The 17,542-nt window shown below is 64.8% G+C and carries 18 protein-coding genes; 11 read left to right on the top strand and 7 right to left on the bottom strand.

Features of this window, described 5'->3' with window-relative positions:
- The first annotated feature begins 4 nt into the window (after nt 1-4).
- Both ACNFCI_RS16040 and ACNFCI_RS16035 read left to right on the top strand, forming a co-directional pair.
- Nucleotides 5-778 (top strand): class II glutamine amidotransferase, encoded by a 774-nt coding sequence (locus tag ACNFCI_RS16040; RefSeq protein WP_224456509.1) that lies wholly within the window; start codon nt 5-7, stop codon nt 776-778.
- A gap of 11 nt (nt 779-789) precedes the next feature.
- A complete protein-coding gene (locus ACNFCI_RS16035) occupies nt 790-1,311 on the top strand; it encodes a DUF2937 family protein (protein ID WP_196167096.1) in 522 nt (173 codons plus the stop codon).
- Between the two features lie 104 nt (nt 1,312-1,415).
- Here the strand turns inward: ACNFCI_RS16035 and ACNFCI_RS16030 are convergent, their stop codons facing one another.
- Entirely contained in the window at nt 1,416-2,327 is a 912-nt protein-coding gene (locus tag ACNFCI_RS16030) for a LysR family transcriptional regulator (protein WP_084858387.1), read from the bottom strand.
- A 130-nt stretch (nt 2,328-2,457) separates the two neighbouring features.
- Between ACNFCI_RS16030 and ACNFCI_RS16025 the strand changes: the two genes are divergently transcribed.
- The 4 genes from ACNFCI_RS16025 to ACNFCI_RS16010 are packed head-to-tail and all read left to right on the top strand — an operon-like array spanning nt 2,458 to nt 6,143.
- Complete coding sequence (locus tag ACNFCI_RS16025) at nt 2,458-3,744, top strand: MFS transporter (protein ID WP_084858388.1); 1,287 nt, start codon at nt 2,458-2,460, stop codon at nt 3,742-3,744.
- 37 nt (nt 3,745-3,781) lie between these two features.
- On the top strand, nt 3,782-4,534 hold the full coding sequence (locus tag ACNFCI_RS16020; protein WP_416768058.1) for a 5-oxoprolinase subunit PxpA: 753 nt from the start codon (nt 3,782-3,784) through the stop codon (nt 4,532-4,534).
- Nucleotides 4,534-5,229: a 5-oxoprolinase subunit PxpB gene (gene pxpB / locus ACNFCI_RS16015; protein WP_143515241.1), complete on the top strand. Its 696-nt coding sequence runs from the start codon at nt 4,534-4,536 to the stop codon at nt 5,227-5,229. The genes ACNFCI_RS16020 and pxpB overlap by 1 nt, the downstream gene beginning before the upstream one ends.
- Nucleotides 5,226-6,143 (top strand): biotin-dependent carboxyltransferase family protein, encoded by a 918-nt coding sequence (locus ACNFCI_RS16010; protein WP_368829938.1) that lies wholly within the window; start codon nt 5,226-5,228, stop codon nt 6,141-6,143. The genes pxpB and ACNFCI_RS16010 overlap by 4 nt, the downstream gene beginning before the upstream one ends.
- A 226-nt stretch (nt 6,144-6,369) precedes the next feature.
- Here the strand turns inward: ACNFCI_RS16010 and ACNFCI_RS16005 are convergent, their stop codons facing one another.
- The 3 genes from ACNFCI_RS16005 to ACNFCI_RS15995 all read right to left on the bottom strand — a co-directional run bounded on the left by ACNFCI_RS16005 (nt 6,370) and on the right by ACNFCI_RS15995 (nt 9,648).
- Nucleotides 6,370-7,548 carry a VWA domain-containing protein gene (locus ACNFCI_RS16005; RefSeq protein ID WP_368829939.1) on the bottom strand — a complete coding sequence of 393 codons (1,179 nt, stop codon included), beginning with the start codon at nt 7,546-7,548 and terminating at the stop codon, nt 6,370-6,372.
- Between the two features lie 12 nt (nt 7,549-7,560).
- Nucleotides 7,561-8,406 carry an AAA family ATPase gene (locus tag ACNFCI_RS16000; RefSeq protein WP_084858393.1) on the bottom strand — a complete coding sequence of 282 codons (846 nt, stop codon included), beginning with the start codon at nt 8,404-8,406 and terminating at the stop codon, nt 7,561-7,563.
- A 168-nt stretch (nt 8,407-8,574) separates the two neighbouring features.
- A complete protein-coding gene (locus tag ACNFCI_RS15995; protein WP_084858394.1) occupies nt 8,575-9,648 on the bottom strand; it encodes a DUF748 domain-containing protein in 1,074 nt (357 codons plus the stop codon).
- A 125-nt stretch (nt 9,649-9,773) separates the two neighbouring features.
- On the opposite strand from ACNFCI_RS15995, the gene cysK reads away from it, so the two are divergent.
- The 4 genes from cysK (at nt 9,774) to ACNFCI_RS15975 (ending at nt 13,202) form a co-directional block, all read left to right on the top strand.
- Nucleotides 9,774-10,748 (top strand): cysteine synthase A, encoded by a 975-nt coding sequence (gene cysK / locus ACNFCI_RS15990; protein ID WP_084858395.1) that lies wholly within the window; start codon nt 9,774-9,776, stop codon nt 10,746-10,748.
- A 239-nt stretch (nt 10,749-10,987) separates the two neighbouring features.
- Nucleotides 10,988-11,923, top strand: a complete 936-nt coding sequence (locus tag ACNFCI_RS15985) for an aspartyl/asparaginyl beta-hydroxylase domain-containing protein (protein ID WP_084858396.1) — start codon at nt 10,988-10,990, stop codon at nt 11,921-11,923.
- Between the two features lie 117 nt (nt 11,924-12,040).
- Nucleotides 12,041-12,205: a hypothetical protein gene (locus tag ACNFCI_RS15980; protein WP_172403051.1), complete on the top strand. Its 165-nt coding sequence runs from the start codon at nt 12,041-12,043 to the stop codon at nt 12,203-12,205.
- Nucleotides 12,206-12,320: 115 nt separating this feature from the next.
- A complete protein-coding gene (locus ACNFCI_RS15975; protein ID WP_084858397.1) occupies nt 12,321-13,202 on the top strand; it encodes a DMT family transporter in 882 nt (293 codons plus the stop codon).
- A gap of 73 nt (nt 13,203-13,275) precedes the next feature.
- On the opposite strand, the gene ACNFCI_RS15970 is transcribed toward ACNFCI_RS15975, so the two are convergent.
- Nucleotides 13,276-14,148, bottom strand: coding sequence for a DMT family transporter (locus ACNFCI_RS15970; protein WP_368829941.1), 873 nt, complete (start codon nt 14,146-14,148; stop codon nt 13,276-13,278).
- A 215-nt stretch (nt 14,149-14,363) separates the two neighbouring features.
- Here ACNFCI_RS15970 and aceK point away from each other — a divergent pair, with 215 nt between their 5' ends.
- Nucleotides 14,364-16,079, top strand: coding sequence for a bifunctional isocitrate dehydrogenase kinase/phosphatase (gene aceK, locus ACNFCI_RS15965; RefSeq protein WP_368829942.1), 1,716 nt, complete (start codon nt 14,364-14,366; stop codon nt 16,077-16,079).
- Nucleotides 16,080-16,154: 75 nt separating this feature from the next.
- Here aceK and ACNFCI_RS15960 read toward each other — a convergent pair whose 3' ends face one another.
- Together ACNFCI_RS15960 and ACNFCI_RS15955 are read right to left on the bottom strand one after the other, a co-directional pair.
- Nucleotides 16,155-16,511, bottom strand: coding sequence for a hypothetical protein (locus tag ACNFCI_RS15960; RefSeq protein ID WP_084858400.1), 357 nt, complete (start codon nt 16,509-16,511; stop codon nt 16,155-16,157).
- 115 nt (nt 16,512-16,626) lie between these two features.
- Nucleotides 16,627-17,496, bottom strand: coding sequence for a DUF6279 family lipoprotein (locus tag ACNFCI_RS15955; RefSeq protein ID WP_084858401.1), 870 nt, complete (start codon nt 17,494-17,496; stop codon nt 16,627-16,629).
- Between the last annotated feature and the right edge of the window lie 46 nt (nt 17,497-17,542).

The raw sequence follows: 17,542 nt of genomic DNA, 5'->3' as shown, positions 1-17,542 counted from the left end.
GAGCATGTGCGAACTGCTGGGCATGAGCGCCAACGTTCCCACCGACATCGTCTTCAGCTTCACCGGCCTGATGCAGCGCGGCGGCCGTACCGGCCCGCACCGCGACGGCTGGGGCATCGGTTTCTACGAAGGGCGTGGCCTGCGCGTGTTCCAGGACCCGGCAGCGAGCAGCGAGTCGGAGGTGGCCAACCTGGTGCAGCGCTACCCGATCAAGAGCGAAGTGGTCATCGGGCATATCCGCCAGGCCAACGTCGGCAAGGTCTGCCTGTCCAACACCCACCCGTTCGTGCGCGAACTGTGGGGGCGCAACTGGTGTTTCGCGCACAACGGCCAGCTTGGCGAATTCCAGGGTCAGGTCACCTTCTATCGGCCGGTAGGCGATACCGACAGCGAGGCGGCCTTCTGCGACCTGCTCAACCGCGTGCGCGCCGCCTTCCCGGAGCCAGTCGAGATTGAACAGCTGCTGCCGGTGCTGGTCGAAGCCTGTGCCGGGTACCGCGGCAAGGGCGTGTTCAATTGCCTGCTCAGCGATGGCGACTGGCTGTTCTGCTTCTGTTCGACCAAGCTGGTGCACATCACCCGGCGCGCACCGTTCGGCCCGGCGCGTTTGAAGGATGTCGACCTCAATGTCGACTTCCAGTCCGAAACCACCCCCAACGACGTGGTCACGGTGATCGCCACCGAGGCCCTGACCGACAACGAGACCTGGCAGCGCTACGAGCCGGGTCAATGGGCCCTGTGGCGCCATGGCGAATGCATCGCCCAGGGGCAGAGCTAGGAAGCCGTTGCATGTTCAGAGGTTACCTGCGGTTGCTGCTGTTCACCTTCGGCCTGCTGGCCGGGCTCCAGGTGCCCGGGCTGATCAAGGATTACAGCCAACGGGTCGAGGCGCACCTGTTCGAGTCGCGCGAGGCGCTCGATGGCTTCCGGCAGACCGCCGAACGCTTCTTCAACGGTGACCTCCAGGCACTGGTGCGCCATTACCGCACCAGTGACGACCCGGTGTTCAACAGTGACGCCAACAGCATCGAAAGCCTGCTGGTTCGCAACCAGCTGCTGGAAAAGGAATGGCAGGCATTGCAAGCGCCCTGGCCGAGCCGCACCTGGCATGTGCTGGTGCAGGCCGATCCGCAACTGCGTGACGAGACGCTCGCGGGCTACAGCTACCAGGTGCTGTTGGTGCCCGAGGCTATCGGCTGGGGGCTTGGCGCGGGGTTCGTGCTGGCGTTGGTGGTCGAGAGCCTGCTGGTGGGGCTTGGCTGGGTGGTGCTTGGCGGTCGGCGCAAGGCTGTCAAAGAGAGTTGGCGCTAGGCCTGGGGCCGCTTTGCGGCCCTTTCGCGGCACGAGGCCGCTCCTACAGGTACGTGGCCTGCGCCATTTGCGCGAAAGGGGCGCGTAGCGGCCGCAGGGGCCTGTCAGACCAGCACGATCCGCTGTTCCCCCACATCCCGCGCATAACGCTCCAGCACCTGCTTGCACACCCCTACCACCTCATCCACCAACGCCACGCCGGTCTGCCAGGCCACCACCAGCTCCAGGCTCGGCGGTGGCTGCAGCCCGCCCAGCAACACCAGCTCGCCGCGGGCTAGTTCGGCATCCACCAATGCCGGCGGCAGGGCGCCGATGCCGAAGCCATCGCGCAGCAGACGCGTGATGGCGGCGACCGAGTTCACGCAGTTCAGCCGTGGCGCCTGGGCACCTGCGGCCTGCAGCAGGCTGAGCACTTCTTGGTGCGGGCGGGAGTTCTTGGAGAAGGTGACGATACGCTCCCGGGCCAGCTCCGCCAGCGAGGCGTAGTCGCGGTGTTGCAGGGAGCCCGCTGCAACGACCCAGCCCATGGGGTAGCGTGCCAGGTCGGTGCTGCGGATCGACTCCTGGCGTAACAGGTCGGTCTGCAGAATCACATCGAGAAAGCCTTTTTGCAGCTGTTCGCGCAGGTTCAGCGCTGTATCGGCCACCAGTTCGATCTCCACCTGGGGGTAGCGCTCGGTGAGCTCGGCCACCAGCGCGCTCATCCAGGTATGGATCACCGTGTCCATGACGCCGATGCGGATCCGCCCGACCTTGGTCCTGTCGCTGTCCAGTGACTGCTTCATGGCCTTGGCGGTATCGAGCATGCGTTCGGCGTACTCCAGCACCTTGCTGCCTTCCGGGGTCAGGCTGACGCCGCGGGAGTCGCGCAGCAGCAGTTTCACCCCAAGGTCCGCCTCCAGCGCGGCGATGCGGCTGGACACCGACGCCTGGGTGGTGAACAGCTTCTCGGCGGTGAGCCTGAAGCTCTTGAGTCGGGCGACCCAGACGAAGGTTTCGAGAAAGCGCAGATTCATGATCAGTTTTTCTTGTTCCAGACCGGCGGTTTTTATCGTTGGACGCTACCCCCGCAGCCTTTGAACAATGATACCCAGGCCGCGACGCCAGGCGTCGTCCATAAAACAATACCAACAAGCCGAGGCATTCATGAACCCAACCGGCGTGCAGCAACAGGCGCCCACCCGCCCGTCCACCGGCCCCTTCGCCTGGTACCGCGACATCGACCGTCAGCAGCGACGCACCTTCTGGAGCTGCAAGATCGGCTACGGCCTCGATGGCATGGACACCCAGATGCTGAGCTTCGTGATCCCCACCCTGATCCTCATGTGGGGCATCACCACCGCCGAGGCCGGGTTGATCCACACCAGCACGCTGATCGCCTCGGCCCTGGGTGGCTGGATCGCCGGCATCCTGTCCGACCGCATCGGCCGTGTGCGCACCTTGCAGCTGACGGTGCTGTGGTTCGCCTTCTTCACCTTCCTCTGCGGCTTCGCCCAGAGCTACGAGCAGTTGCTGGTGGCGCGTACCCTGATGGGCTTCGGCTTCGGTGGTGAATGGACCGCCGGCGCGGTGTTGATCGGCGAGGTGATCCGCGCCCAGGACCGTGGCAAGGCGGTGGGCATGGTGCAGTCCGGCTGGGCCATTGGCTGGGGCCTGACGGCCATCCTGTATGCGCTGCTGTTCTCCGTCCTGCCACCGGAGCAGGCCTGGCGCGCGCTGTTCCTGCTGGGCATCGTGCCGGCGGTGTTCGTGATCTTCGTTCGCCGCCTGGTCAAGGACCCGGAGGTCTATCGCGAGGCCAAGGCGGTGGAGAAGAGCGAGGCGCCGTCGCGCTTCTACGAGATCTTCGCCCCAGGCATGCTGTGGACTACCTTGCGCGCTTCGCTGCTGACCACCGGTGCCCTGGGAGGCTACTACGCCATCACCTCCTGGCTGCCGACCTTCCTCAAGAACGAACGCGGCCTGAGCGTGCTGGGCACCGGTGGCTACCTGGCCATGGTCATCATCGGCTCCTATGTCGGCTACGTGGTCAGCGCGTACCTGACCGACCTGCTCGGCCGCAAGAAGAACTTCATCCTGTTCGCCGTCGGCTCGTTCGTCATCGTGCTGCTCTATACCCAGATGCCGGTGAGCGATGGCGTCATGCTGTGGCTGGGCTTCCCCCTGGGCTTTTTCGCCTCGGGCATCTTCAGCGGAATGGGCGCCTTCCTCACCGAACTGTTCCCCACGCGTATCCGTGGTTCGGGGCAGGGCTTCTGCTACAACGTGGGGCGGGCCATCGCCGCTTTCTTCCCGCTGCTGATCGGCATGCTCAGCCAGAAGGTGCCGCTGGGGCTGGGGATTGGTGGCTTCGCCGCGGTGTCCTACGGTGTGGTGATTCTTGCCGCCCTGAGCCTGCCGGAAACACGCGGCAAACAACTCAAGGCACGGTAAGGTAGGCAACATGAACAGCCACAAGGGAACCCCACCGGTGAAACGCCTGCTACTCAATTGCGACATGGGCGAGAGTTTCGGCAGCTGGCGCATGGGCCTGGACGCCGAGGTCATGCCCTACATCGATTGCGCCAACATCGCCTGCGGCTACCATGCCGGCGACCCGGGCACCATGCGCCGCACCGTGGCCCTGGCGCTGGCGCACGGTGTGACCATCGGTGCGCACCCGGCCTACCCGGATCTGGTCGGCTTCGGCCGCCGCTCCATGGCCTGCAGCAGCGAGGAGATCCGCGACCTGCTGCACTACCAGATCGGCGCCCTGGATGGCATCTGCAGGGTGCTTGGCGGCCGTGTGGCCTATGTAAAACCCCATGGCGCGCTGTACAACGACATGATGGCCGACCCGCTCAAGCTGCGTGCCGTACTTGAGGCCGTGGCCGCCTATGACGCCAGCTTGCCGCTGATGCTCATGGCCACTGCCGACGACAGTGCCGCCCGGGCCCTGGGCGAGGCGGTGGGTGTGCCGCTGTGGTTCGAAGCCTTCGCCGACCGCGCCTATACCGCCAGTGGCCACCTGGTGTCCCGGCGCCTGCCCGGCGCGGTGCACCACGACCCGACGCAGGTACTCGAACAGGCCCTGCGCCTGGCGCGTGGCCAGGCACTGGTGGCCGATGACGGCAGCGCCGTGCAGCTGGATGCCAGCACCCTGTGCGTACATGGCGACAACGACAGCTCCGTGGCGGCAGTGCGGCAGATCCGCCAGGCCCTGGATGCGTTGGTGCAACTATGATCAGCCCACGCATCGAGGTGGTGGCCATCGACAGCGTGATGGTGCGCCTGTTCGACACCATCGAGGAGGCCAACATGCCCTGGATACTGGCCGCCAGCGAGCGTCTGCGTGCGGCTTTCGGCGCGCGCCTGGTCGACCTGGTGCCGTCCTACACCACGCTGATGGTGCAGTTCGCGTCGGCTCCGGGCGAGGCGAGGGCGTTGATCGGCAAGGCGCTGGAGGGCTTGCAGCCGGACACCGGCAATGCCGGGCGCCGGCACGAGATGCCCGTGTGGTACCACGCCAGCGTCGGGCCGGAACTGCCGCAGCTGGCAGCCCGGAGCGGCTTGAGCGAGGCCGAGGTGGTGCGCCTGCATTGCGCGCGCGAATACCCGGTGTTCGCCTTGGGCTTCGCCCCAGGGTTCGGTTTCATGGGGCTGGTGGACGAACGCCTGGCCAGCCCGCGGCTGAATACCCCGCGCAAGCGCGTGGCCGCCGGCAGCGTGGGTATCGCCGAGCGGCAGACTGCCGCCTACCCGGCGGTGTCTCCGGGGGGCTGGAACCTGATCGGCCGTACCCCGGTGAAGCTGTTCGACCGCGAGCGCGACGGCTACAGCCTCTTGCAACCGGGGGACCGGGTACGCTTCGTAGCGGTGTCCCATGCCGAGTTCATGGCGTTGGGCGGCGATGACACCCCGTTGGAGGCCCTGGCATGAACCAGTTGACGATCGACACCTGCACGCCGCTGTGCCAGGTGCAGGATGCCGGGCGTTTCGGCGTGCGCCACCTGGGCGTCACCCAGGGCGGTGCTTTGGACTGGGTGGCCCTGCGCTGGGCCAACTGGCTGCTGGGCAATGCCTGGGATGCGCCGGTGGTGGAGGTGACCCTGGGAGGCTTCAGCGTGGTGGCCGAGCAGGACTGTACGCTTGCCCTGGCAGGCGCTGACCTGGATGCACAGGTCGACGGCCAGCCTGTCCAGCCCTGGCGCAGCGTGCGGCTCGCCAAGGGCCAGCGCCTGAGCCTGCACCAGCCTCGGCAGGGCGCACGCGCCTACCTTGCGGCACCCGGCGGGTTCCAGGCCGAGGCGGTGCTGGGCAGTTGCGCGACAGTGGTGCGCGAGGGCCTGGGCGGCCTCAACGGGCAAGGCGCGGCGCTTTCCAAGGGCCAGGTGCTGGCGTTCTCCGGCAGCTCGCCGACGTTGCGGGAGGTGCCGGAGTCATTGCGACCGGGTTACCAGGGCACGCCAGAGCTGGACCTGGTGATGGGGGCGCAGATCGGCCAGTTCAGCGGCACCAGCCTGTTCGAGGCGTTCAACCGCGACTGGACCCTGGACAGCCGTGCCGACCGCATGGGTATTCGTCTGCTGGGCCCGCAACTGGTCTACCAGGGGGCGCCGATGATTTCCGAAGGGATACCGCTGGGGGCCGTGCAGGTACCCCCGGATGGGCAGCCGATCGTGCTGCTCAATGACCGGCAGACGATTGGCGGGTACCCGCGGCTGGGGGCGTTGACGCCGCTGGCGTTGGCGCGCCTGGCGCAGTGCCTGCCGGGAGCGGTGGTGCGGTTCAGGGCGGTGGTGCAGGATTTGGCGTGGCAGGAGCAGCAGCAATACCTGGATCGTTGGCGGTAGGCCACCGGCCCAATCGCCGGGCCGCCGGCGCCCCCCCGGGGGGGGGGCCTTTTTGGGGGGCGGCGGGGCGGGGGGTTGGGGGCCCCCCGCTTTTGGGATGTGGCCGGACCCCCCCAAACACGTGGATCGTGGGCGGTCGCCCACCGGCCCAAGCCCCGCCAAGCCGGCGCCCACGCGGGGGGCTGCCTTTTGTGGGAGCGGGCTTGCCGGCGATTGGGGCAGCACGCTATTTGGACAGGTAGCGCATCCCTTCCTCCAACCCTTGCAAGGTCAGCGGATACATCTTGTCTTCGATAAGGTCGCGCACCAGGTGGGTCGAGGCGGTGTAGTCCCAGGCCTGCCTCGGATAGGGATTGATCCAGATGATCTTCCTGAACTTCTCCATGAAGCGCTGCATCCACACATACCCGGCTTCCTCGTTCCAGTGCTCCACGCTGCCACCGGGCTGGGTGATTTCGTAGGGCGCCATGGCCGCATCGCCGACGAAGACCACCTTGTAGTCGTCGCCGTACTTGTGCAGCAGGTCGAACGTGGAGAAACGCTCCGAGGTGCGACGCAGGTTGTTCTTCCACACCGATTCGTAGACGAAGTTGTGGAAGTAGTAGTACTCCAGGTGCTTGAACTCGGTCTTGCAGGCTGAGAACAGTTCTTCGCAGACCTTGATATGGGCGTCCATCGAGCCGCCGATGTCGAACAGCAACAGCAGCTTGACCGTGTTGCGTCGCTCGGGGCGCATCTGGATGTTCAGAAGCCCGGCATCCCGGGCGGTATGGTCGATGGTGCCATCGATGTCCAGTTCCTCGGCGGCGCCTTCGCGGGCGAACTTGCGCAGCCGGCGCAAGGCCAGCTTGATGTTGCGTGTGCCCAGTTCGACCTGGTCGTCGAGGTTCTTGTACTCACGCTGGTCCCAGACCTTGACCGCCTTGCCCTGGCGCTTGCCGGCCTCGCCCACGCGGATGCCCTCGGGGTTGTAGCCGCCGGAGCCGAACGGGCTGGTGCCGCCGGTGCCGATCCACTTGTTGCCGCCGGCATGGCGTTCCTTCTGCTCCTCCAGGCGCTTCTTGAATGCCTCGATGAGCTTGTCCAACCCGCCCAGGGACTGGATCTGCGCACGCTCCTCATCGCTCAACGAGCGCTCGAACTCCTTGCGCAGCCAGTCCTCGGGAATCAGTGCCTCCAGGTGCCGGTCGAGGTTTTCCAGACCCTTGAAATAGGCCGAGAAGGCCCGGTCGAACTTGTCGAAATGCCGTTCGTCCTTCACCAGGATGGCCCGGGCCAGGTAATAGAACGCGTCCATGTCGGCGAACACCACCCGCTGCTGCAAGGCATTGAGCAGGTCGAGCAGTTCGCGCACCGACACCGGCACCTTGGCCGCGCGCATTTCATTGAACAGGTTGAGCAGCATGGCCGGCTCCTGTCAGCGATTGCCGCGCCGGCTCATGAAGGCCAGGCGTTCGAGCAGCTGCACGTCCTGCTCGTTCTTGACCAGGGCGCCGGCCAGCGGCGGGATGGCCTTGGTCGGGTCGCGTTCGCGAAGAACCGCCTCGCCGATGTTGTCAGCCATCAGCAGCTTGAGCCAGTCGACCAGTTCGGAGGTGGAGGGCTTCTTCTTCAGGCCTGGCACCTTGCGCACGTCGAAAAACACGTCCAGCGCCTCGCTGACCAGCGATTGCTTGATGTTGGGGAAGTGCACGTCGACGATCTGCTGCAGGGTGTCGCGGTCGGGGAAGGCGATGTAATGGAAGAAGCAGCGGCGCAGGAAGGCGTCCGGCAGCTCCTTTTCGTTGTTGGAGGTGATGATGATGATCGGACGCTGCTTGGCCTTGATGGTCTCGTCGATCTCGTAGACGTAGAACTCCATCTTGTCGAGCTCCTGCAACAGGTCGTTGGGGAACTCGATGTCGGCCTTGTCGATTTCATCGATCAGCAGGATCACCCGCTCCTCGGCTTCGAAGGCCTCCCACAGCTTGCCCTTCTTCAGGTAGTTGCGCACGTCATGGACCTTGTCCACGCCCAATTGCGAGTCGCGCAGGCGGCTGACCGCATCGTACTCGTACAGGCCCTGGTGGGCCTTGGTGGTGGACTTGATGTGCCAGGTGATCAACCGGGCGCCGAAGGAGGCCGCGAGCTGTTCGGCGAGCATGGTCTTGCCGGTACCCGGCTCACCCTTGACCAGCAGCGGGCGTTCCAGGGTGATGGCCGCGTTGACCGCCAGCTTCAGGTCGTCTGTGGCGACGTAGTCGCGGGTGCCTTCGAACTTCATGAACCGATCCTCTGCGCAAGCCTGCATCGGCCCTGTCGCCGGCTTGCCGGCGACAGGGCCCGTGCGGGCAACCTCTGTTTGTGATTTGTCAGCGACTATAACGCCGCGCCCGGCGCCTGCAAACGCAGACTGGGTATTCAGTCTCTGAATGGTGCGTCGCGCCTCGGTTCAGTCGGAATCGGGCGGCGACTGCTCGTAACGTGCATTGAACGCCTGGATGAAGCCATTGCGCAGGATCTGCAAGAACGCCTCGAACCCACTGATGTCGCGCTGGTGCACGCTGCCGCTGAGCTCCACACGGGTGGCGAACTGGTTCTTGGGCTGGTTCTTCAGCACCGTTTCGCTGGCGCCGACCAACGCTTCCCAGATCGAACGGAAGAAACCCTTGTCCTTGTCTTCGACGTCCTGCTGCCAGTTGAACACGTCCACATCGCGCAATAGCGGCTTGATGTAGCCGTTGAGCCGGCCCTGTTCGGCCTGGGCTTCAATCACCAGGTCACCGTGCCCGGCGTTGAAGTCGAACTTGCCATAGGCACTGGCGAAATCGTTGAGCCGGCGCAGCTGGATGTCGGTGGCGCGCAGGCGGAATTCGAAGTCGTCGAAGTCGCTGAACGGGTCGAAGGTGGCGCGGCTTTCCACCCGGGCGTCGCCCAGCAGGCGCGCCGTGCCGTCGAAGCTGGCGTCGCGCCTGCCTTTCTCGTCGCGCACATTGGTCAGGTTGCGGATGCTGGCCTGCAGTTGGGTGGCCTTCAGGTCCACGGGCGGCTTGGAGGTGAAGTTGCGAAAGGTCAGGGTGCCGTCGTCGATGCGCACTTCGTTGAGGGTGATGGGCAGCAGCTTCTCCAGCTGCTGGCGCCAGTCGGTGCCCTGGCCGGTCTGGGAATTGCGCTTGTTGCCACCGTCGACGAAGTTCAGCTCTGGGTGCACGAACACCACTTCGGCCACCACTGCCTGGTCGTACCACAGCGCGCGCCAGCTCACCGACAGGTCGACCAGCGGCGCATCGAGCAGCGGCACCGGGACCTTGCCGGTGGTCTTGACGATCTTCAGGCCGTTGACCTGGTAGGCGCCGCGCCACCAGGCCAGGTCGACATCGGTGATGTGGCCGCGGTAGTCGCCCATGTCGGCCAGCCTGTCGTTGAGGTAGTCGCGCACCAGGTAGGGCAGGGCCAGGTGCAGGGCCAGCAACAGGGCAACCAGGCCGGTGACGCCGAGCAACGGCCAGCGGTAACGCGCTTTCATCGAAGGCTCTCCGAGGGCGGGTTGTCCGGTTGACCGCGCCGGGCTTGGCCGAGTTCGAACGGGCTTTACTGGCCTGTGGGGCGGGCTTACCCTTGAGGCTTTCCTGCACGGTTAAGGACCCTGCCATGAGCCGCATCTACGCAGACAATGCCCATTCCATCGGCAACACGCCGCTGGTGCAGATCAACCGCATCGCCCCGCGCGGGGTGACCGTCCTGGCCAAGATCGAAGGGCGTAACCCAGGTTATTCGGTCAAGTGCCGGATCGGCGCGAGCATGGTCTGGGATGCCGAGAGCAGTGGCAAGCTCAAGCCGGGCATGACCATCGTCGAGCCGACCTCGGGCAACACCGGCATCGGCCTGGCGTTCGTTGCCGCTGCCCGTGGCTACAAGCTGCTCCTGACCATGCCCGCTTCCATGAGCCTGGAGCGGCGCAAGGTGCTCAAGGCCCTGGGCGCCGAACTGGTGCTCACCGACCCGGCCAAGGGCATGAAGGGCGCGATCGAGAAAGCCAACGAGATCGTTGCTTCCGAGCCTGGCAAGTACTACCTGCCGGGGCAGTTCGACAACCCGGCCAACCCGGCGATCCATGAGAAGACCACCGGCCCCGAGATCTGGAACGACACCGACGGCGCGGTGGACGTGCTGGTGGCGGGCGTCGGCACCGGCGGCACCATCACCGGTGTTTCGCGCTATATCAAGCACACCCAGGGCAAGTCGATCCTTTCGGTGGCGGTGGAGCCTGTGGCTTCGCCGCTGATCAGCCAGACCCTGGCCGGAGAGGAGCTCAAGCCCAGCCCGCACAAGATCCAGGGTATCGGCGCAGGTTTCGTGCCGAAGAACCTGGACCTGTCGGTGGTCGATCAGGTCGAGACGGTCACCGACGAGGAGGCCAAGGCCATGGCGCTGCGCCTGATGCAGGAAGAGGGCATCCTCTGCGGTATCTCCTGTGGTGCGGCGATGGCGGCGGCGGTGCGCCTGGCCGAGAAGCCCGAGATGCAGGGCAAGACCATCGTGGTGATCCTGCCGGACTCCGGTGAGCGCTACCTCTCGAGCATGTTGTTCAGCGACCTGTTCACCGAGCAGGAAAACCAGCAGTAGGCGGCTGCTGGGCAACCTAATCGCCGGCAAGCCGGCTCCCACGAAGCACGCGTAGCCTGGGAGCTTGTCCAGCATACCGCTGATCCGGCGCAATGCTCGATGGCGCGCTTTGTTGCAAAATCCTCAACACTGCAGTCCGGCCCCGGTTGTTTTTACCGGGGCCGGATGGGTTTATGATGGCCGGATGATTTTGCGTGGGAGCAGGCTACGGCCTGGTTTCCTCTCCAAGGAGTTGTTGCATGACCTTTTCCTTTGCAGCCAAGGCAGGTGTCCTGCTGGTGTTCTTCGGTAGTGTGCTGTTCGTGCACTTGCGCGGCAAGGCGCGCTTGCCGGTGCTGCGCCAGTTCGTTAACCATTCAGCGTTGTTCGCCCCTTACAACAGCCTGATGTATCTCTTTTCCGGCGTACCTTCCAAGCCCTACCTGGACCGCCAGCGCTTCCCGGAACTGGACGTGCTCAAGGACAACTGGGAGGTGATCCGTGAAGAGGCCATGCGCCTGTTCGACGAGGGCTACATCCGCGCGGCGGAGAAGGACAACGATGCCGGCTTCGGTTCGTTCTTCAAGAAGGGCTGGAAGCGTTTCTACCTGAAATGGTACGACAAGCCGTTGCCCTCGGCCGAAATGCTCTGCCCCAGGACCGTCGAACTGGTCAGCCGCATCCCCAATGTCAAGGGCGCCATGTTCGCCCTGCTGCCGGGCGGCAGCCACCTGAACCCGCACCGTGATCCCTTCGCCGGCTCGCTGCGCTATCACCTGGGCCTGTCGACGCCCAATTCGGACAACTGCCGCATCTATGTCGATGGCCAGCCGTACGCCTGGCGCGACGGCGAGGACGTGATGTTCGACGAAACCTACGTGCACTGGGTCAAGAACGAGACCGACGTCACCCGCGTCATCCTGTTCTGTGACATCGAGCGGCCGCTCAGCAGCCCGCTGATGACCCGCATCAACCGCAAGGTCAGTGCCTTCCTCGGGCGCGCCACCGCGCCACAGAACACCGATGACGAGCGCGTGGGCGGCATCAACCAGGCCTATGCCTGGAGCAAGCGCTTCAGCAACCGGATCAGCACCCGGGTGAAGCAGTTCAAGCGCGCCAACCCCAAGGCCTACCGCATCCTGCGGCCGGTGCTGGCGGTGGTGGTGGCCTACCTGCTGTACCGCTGGTTGTTCTGACGCCCTGGCCCGATCGTCGGCGAACCGGCGATCGGGCCCTGATCATCACGCGCCTTGCCCAGTAGCGGATACGCCGCTATAGTCGGATCCATTCACATCCTTCCAGAAGACCTGTTCATGCCAGCCATCCCTTCCACCACTGCTTTCGTCCTCGCGCCTGTCGCGGGCGTGGCCGTGCGTGGCAGCCAGCAGCCGGCCATGATCAGTCACTACCCACCACCTGTCAGTGGCGTCGTAGGCGGCGTAGCTCCGCCTCCTTGCGCAGTCGTGGTGCTGGGCTGACCGGCCCCTGGCCGCACCCCACCGCACGCGCAACCTACTGAACACGGTCGGCTATATCCCTCGCTAACGCGACAGCCTGCCGTTTGGCTTTCTTGCCCAATACAGGTGGCAACACATGTCTGTCTTTTCCAAAGCATCCGTGGTCTCGGCGGCCACGACCAGCTTGTTCGTCCTGCTGTGGAGCAGCGGGGCGATCGTCTCCAAGCTCGGCCTGGCCCAGGCCAGCCCGTTCGCCTTCCTCTTGCTGCGCTCGGCGCTGGCCCTGGCCGGCCTGCTGCTGATCGGCCCATTGCTGGGGCTGCGTTGGCCGCGCACCCCGGGCGCGATCCTGCGTGCCCTGGGGACTGGCTGCGTACTGCTGGGCGCCTATCAGGTCTTTTACCTGCTGGCGCTCGATACTCACGTCACGCCCGGCGTGATGGCTACGGTGATGGGCGTGCAACCTATCCTCACCGTGGTGCTGATGGAGCGCCAGCGTTCCTGGAGCCGCTTGTTCGGCCTGGGCTTGGGGCTCGGCGGGCTGGTGATGGTGGTGTACCAGGGCATCAACCTGGGCGGGGTATCCCTGGCCGGGATGCTGTTCGCCCTGCTGGCGCTGGCCAGTATGACCTTTGGCTCGATCCTGCAGAAGCGCATCACCGACAACCCCATGGGCACCTTGCCGCTGCAATACCTGGCCGGTTTCGCCCTGTGCGCGGTATTCGCGCCGCTGCAACCGTTGCATGTGCAATGGAACGCGACCTTCTTCGGCGCGCTGTTGTGGATGGGCCTGGTGGTGTCGTTGCTGGCGACCCTCCTGCTGTACCGGCTGATCGCCCGGGGCAACCTGGTCAATGTCACCAGCCTGTTCTACCTGGTGCCGGCGGTGACGGCGGTGATGGACTTCCTGATCTTCGGCAACCGGCTGGCACCGCTCAGCCTGCTGGGGATGGGGTTGATCGTCGTCGGCTTGTTGTTCGTGTTCCGCAAGCCTGGGTTGCGGCCGGCTGAGGCTTGAGGCCCGGGGGCCGCTTTGCGGCCCGTTCGCGGCGCAAGGCCGCTCCTGCAGGGGCGGCCTTGCCTCGCGATCGTTATCTGGCCGGTCGCAGCACCAGCCACAGCGCCATGCCAATCAGCACGCCGCCATACAGGTGCGCCATCGACAGCGGCTCGTCCAGCAGCCAGGCGCCCCAGAGCACGCCGAACACCGGGATCAGGAAGGTCACGGTGCTGGCCTTGACCGGCCCGATCTCGGCCAGCAGGCGGAAGTACAGGATGTAGGCGAAGGCTGTGCACAACAGGCCCAGGCCCAGCAGCGACGACCAGACCTGCCAACCGCCCCAGCTGGCCGGAGGCTGGGTCAGGGCGCTCCAGGCGAACAGCGGGGTCAGCAGCAAGGTGGCGCCCAGCATGCTGCCCAGGGCGGAAAGCCGGCTGTCCAGGTCGCTCAGCCAACGCCGGGCGAGAAAACCGGCGAAGCCATAGCAGGTGGTCGCCGCCAGGCAGGCCAGGGCGCCTTGCAGCAGGGCCAGGTCCAGGGCAACGGGGCCTGCGCCGCTGAGGATGCCGACACCGAACAGGCCGAGGAAGATCCCGCACAGCTTGGCCAGGGTCATCGGCTCACGGAAGAACAGCACGCCGATGAGCACGCCCATCAACGGTGTGGTGGCATTGAAGATCGCCGAATAGCCCGCCGGCAGCACCTGGGCCGCCACCGAATAGAAAGTGGCTGGAATTCCTGAGTTGATCATCCCCAGCACCAGGCAGGCACCCAGTTTGCCTTGGAAGTTCCAGCGCACCCGTGCCGCCGCCAGGATGGCCATCAGCCCCAGGCAGGCGATCGATACCCGGAAGAACGCGGTCGGCACCGTGCCAAGCTCCGGGGCGATGATACGCATGAACAGGAAGCTCGCTCCCCAGACGGCGGCAAGGGTCAGCAGGCGGGCAAGGGCGGTGGCGCTCACGGTGGTCTCCAGCGATCGGCAAGGGCGCGAGTGTACGCTAGCGGGGGAGAGCGGTTCTTGTCCTTTCTTGCGGTGTGAATTCGCGCTGGTCCTGTCGCGGGACAAGCCCACCCAGGTGGGACGGTGTGCTGCCCCTGTTACCCGCGAAGGGGGATACCAAGAGCGGGAGATGAAACTAAGCTGACGTGTTGAACCCCAGCACAGAGGTCCTTCGCATGTCCCAGCCCTGGCCGGCAGCTCAGATCGCCCGGATGATCCTCGATGGCTTCGACGACTACCGCGAGCATTTCCGGCGCATCACACTCGGTGCCCGTGAGCGTTTCGAACAGGCTCAGTGGCAGGAAACCCAGCGGGCGGCCGCGAGGCGGATCAACCTCTACGAGGCCAAGGTCAATGAAGTCAACGGTTGGCTGCGTCAAGGCTTCGCCGAGATGGTGCTGCTGGACGTGGAGCAGTGGCCGCTGGTCAAGAGCGCCTACATCAGGCTGATCGACCCACGGCTGGACGATGAACTGTCGGAGACGTGGTACAACTCGATCTTCTGCAGCCTGTTCAGTCATGACCTGATCAGCGATGGCTGCATGTTCATCCACACCACCCGACCCTCGATGCGTGGCCACGAACGTGCGGCGCAGACTCGTACCTACCGGCCGGACGGCAGCCTGCGCAACCTGCTGCGGGCCGTGTTTGCCGACTATCCGTTCGACGTGCCCTACGCTGACCTGGAGGGTGACGTGGTGCGCTTGGAGGGGCAACTGCGCGACTGCCTGCCGGACTGGGTGTGCAAGGATCCGGCATTGGCCGTGGAGCTGTTTTCGCCGGTGCTGTACCGCAACAAGGGCGCCTACTTGGTCGGGCGGCTGTATACCCCCGACGAGCAATGGCCGCTGGTGATCCCGTTGCTGCACCGCGAGGGCCATGGCATCGAGGCGGATGCGCTGATCACCGACGAAGCCGAAGTCTCGATCATCTTTTCCTTCACCCGTTCGTATTTCATGGTCGACGTGCCGGTGCCCGCGGAATTCGTCGGTTTTCTCAAGCGTATCCTGCCTGGCAAGCATATCGCCGAGCTGTACACCTCCATCGGCTTCTACAAGCATGGCAAGTCGGAGTTCTACCGTGCCTTGATCAACCACCTGGCGACCACCGAGGATCGCTTCATCATGGCGCCGGGGGTGCGGGGCATGGTGATGAGCGTATTCACCCTGACCGGCTTCAATACGGTGTTCAAGATCATCAAGGACCGTTTTTCGCCGTCCAAGACCGTCGACCGGGCCACGGTGATCGACAAGTACCGCCTGGTGAAAAGCGTCGACCGGGTCGGGCGCATGGCCGATACCCAGGAGTTCGCCGACTTTCGCTTCCCCAAGGCCAAGTTCGACCCCCAGTGCCTGGCCGAACTGCTGGAGGTGGCGCCTTCGACCGTGGTGCTCGAAGGCGATACCGTGCGTATTCGCCACTGCTGGACGGAACGGCGCATGACCCCGCTCAACCTCTACCTCGAGCAGGCCAGCGAGGCCCAGGTGCTGGAGGCCTTGGAGGATTACGGCCTGGCGATCAAGCAGCTGGCGGCGGCGAATATCTTTCCGGGCGACATGCTGCTGAAGAACTTCGGCGTCACCCGCCATGGCCGGGTGGTGTTCTATGACTATGACGAGATCAGCTTCCTCACCGAGGTGAATTTCCGGCACATTCCGCCGCCTCGCTACCCGGAGGACGAAATGTCTGGCGAGCCCTGGTACTCGATTGGGCCCCACGACGTGTTCCCCGAAGAGTTCCCACCGTTCCTGTTTGCCGATATCGGCCAGCGGCGATTGTTCAGCCGGCTGCATGGGGAGCTGTATGACGCCGATTACTGGAAGGGGCTGCAGGCGGCGATTCGTGACGGGAAGGTCATCGATGTGTTTCCGTATCGGCGTAACGCACGCTGAGCCTGGCCACGGCTTTTGTGCAGCCGGACGCACAGGCATCACCGAAGCGTGTGGTGGTGCCCATGCGTCGTTATTTCACAGCTGGGTAAGCACCAGGTGGGTACCCGCCTTGAGGTATTCGAGCTGCGCTTGCAGCGCATCACGGACGATAGCTTTCCCGGTATCGGTCAGCTTGGCTTTCTTGGCCTGCAGAGCCGCCAACTGTAGCAACTGCATGGTGACATCCATCGAGTTCATGTAGGCGGTCAGGGTGCTGTTGCGTGATCCCAGCAGCCCGATAAGTGTTTCGATACGCTTGTCCGCTTCATCCCGAATGGCCCTGTATTCCTGGGCCGAAACGCAGCCATCCGCGTAGATGGCGCTCAGCAAGTCCTCCAACGAGCCGGAGTAGAAGGGCGCATTCTCGTCCTGATTGGTGAAATCGGTCTTCATGGGTCAGTGCTCTCGACAAAAAGGTGAATGGCGTCGGCTGTGATGCCTTGCTGTGCATTGTGTCGATACCCCTGTAGAACCTGCGGTAGATATGTCTGGCATGAGGTGTCGCTGGTCATCGTGTGGCTGCGGCTTGCAGGCACTTCAGCTCACGGAAATCAGCGCGCACCTTGCTCAACCGCTGTTGGAGAAACTGCCGCTGCCCGGGGGTGCTCTGCTTCATCAGGTCTACCAGCAGGCTGCGAGCCTGTTGCTCGGAGCGCTGAAAGGCGATGCGGTATTCCGGGCTCCATAGGCTTTCCTTGCGTTGTAGCAGCTGGGCGATCCGAGGCTCGAAGGCGGGGGTGTTGCGCTGGGCCATGGCCTTTACCAGTTGCTGCTGCCAGTGGGCGCGATTGGCAATGCGCTGGCCGTTCTGGTCCCCCAGCGCCTGGGACCAGGTCAGCACGCGCAGGCGCTGGGGCGCGTTGAGCTCGCCGAACCAGGGCTCCAGGCGCTCTTCCATGCGCTGGGCGCGTTCGCTGACCTGCTTGTGCAGTGGCGTCTTGTCGTATTGCGTCTGGCGCTTGTGGATATCGTCGCGCAAGGCCTGGCTCATCTCCTTGACCTGATCATCGCTCATACCACGCAACAACTCGGTGGCTGATGGCGTGATCGCCTCAGCGACCCGGACAATGGCCTGGCGCGCTTCGTCGGTGCGCTGGCGCAGGGCCTGGTCGGTAACCTGATCGTTGGCCACCATCCGGCGGATCTGGTCGAGCCACTCCAGGTAGCTGGGCAGCTGGGTCTGGCAATGCCAGGCCAGGTGTTGCTTGAGCCGCTGGTCGAGCCAGGCCTTCTGCTGGCGGTTCATGTTCAGGTAGTCGCCCAGCGACCAGGGCACCAGCACGTCGAGGTTGCGATAGGCCAGGTCGATGCGGCTGCAGGCCACCACGGCCAGGGCGAAGCAGAGGGCGAGGAACGCGTGGCGCAGGGTCAGGAGCATGGGCCAATCCTTGCTGGGGCTTGCCTGGCAGTAGATGCAACCTGGC

It is taken from the genome of Pseudomonas sp. NY15356 (genome assembly GCF_048068175.1).
Lineage (GTDB): Bacteria > Pseudomonadota > Gammaproteobacteria > Pseudomonadales > Pseudomonadaceae > Aquipseudomonas > Aquipseudomonas putida_K.
This window is presented reverse-complemented; position numbering and strand designations above follow the sequence as displayed.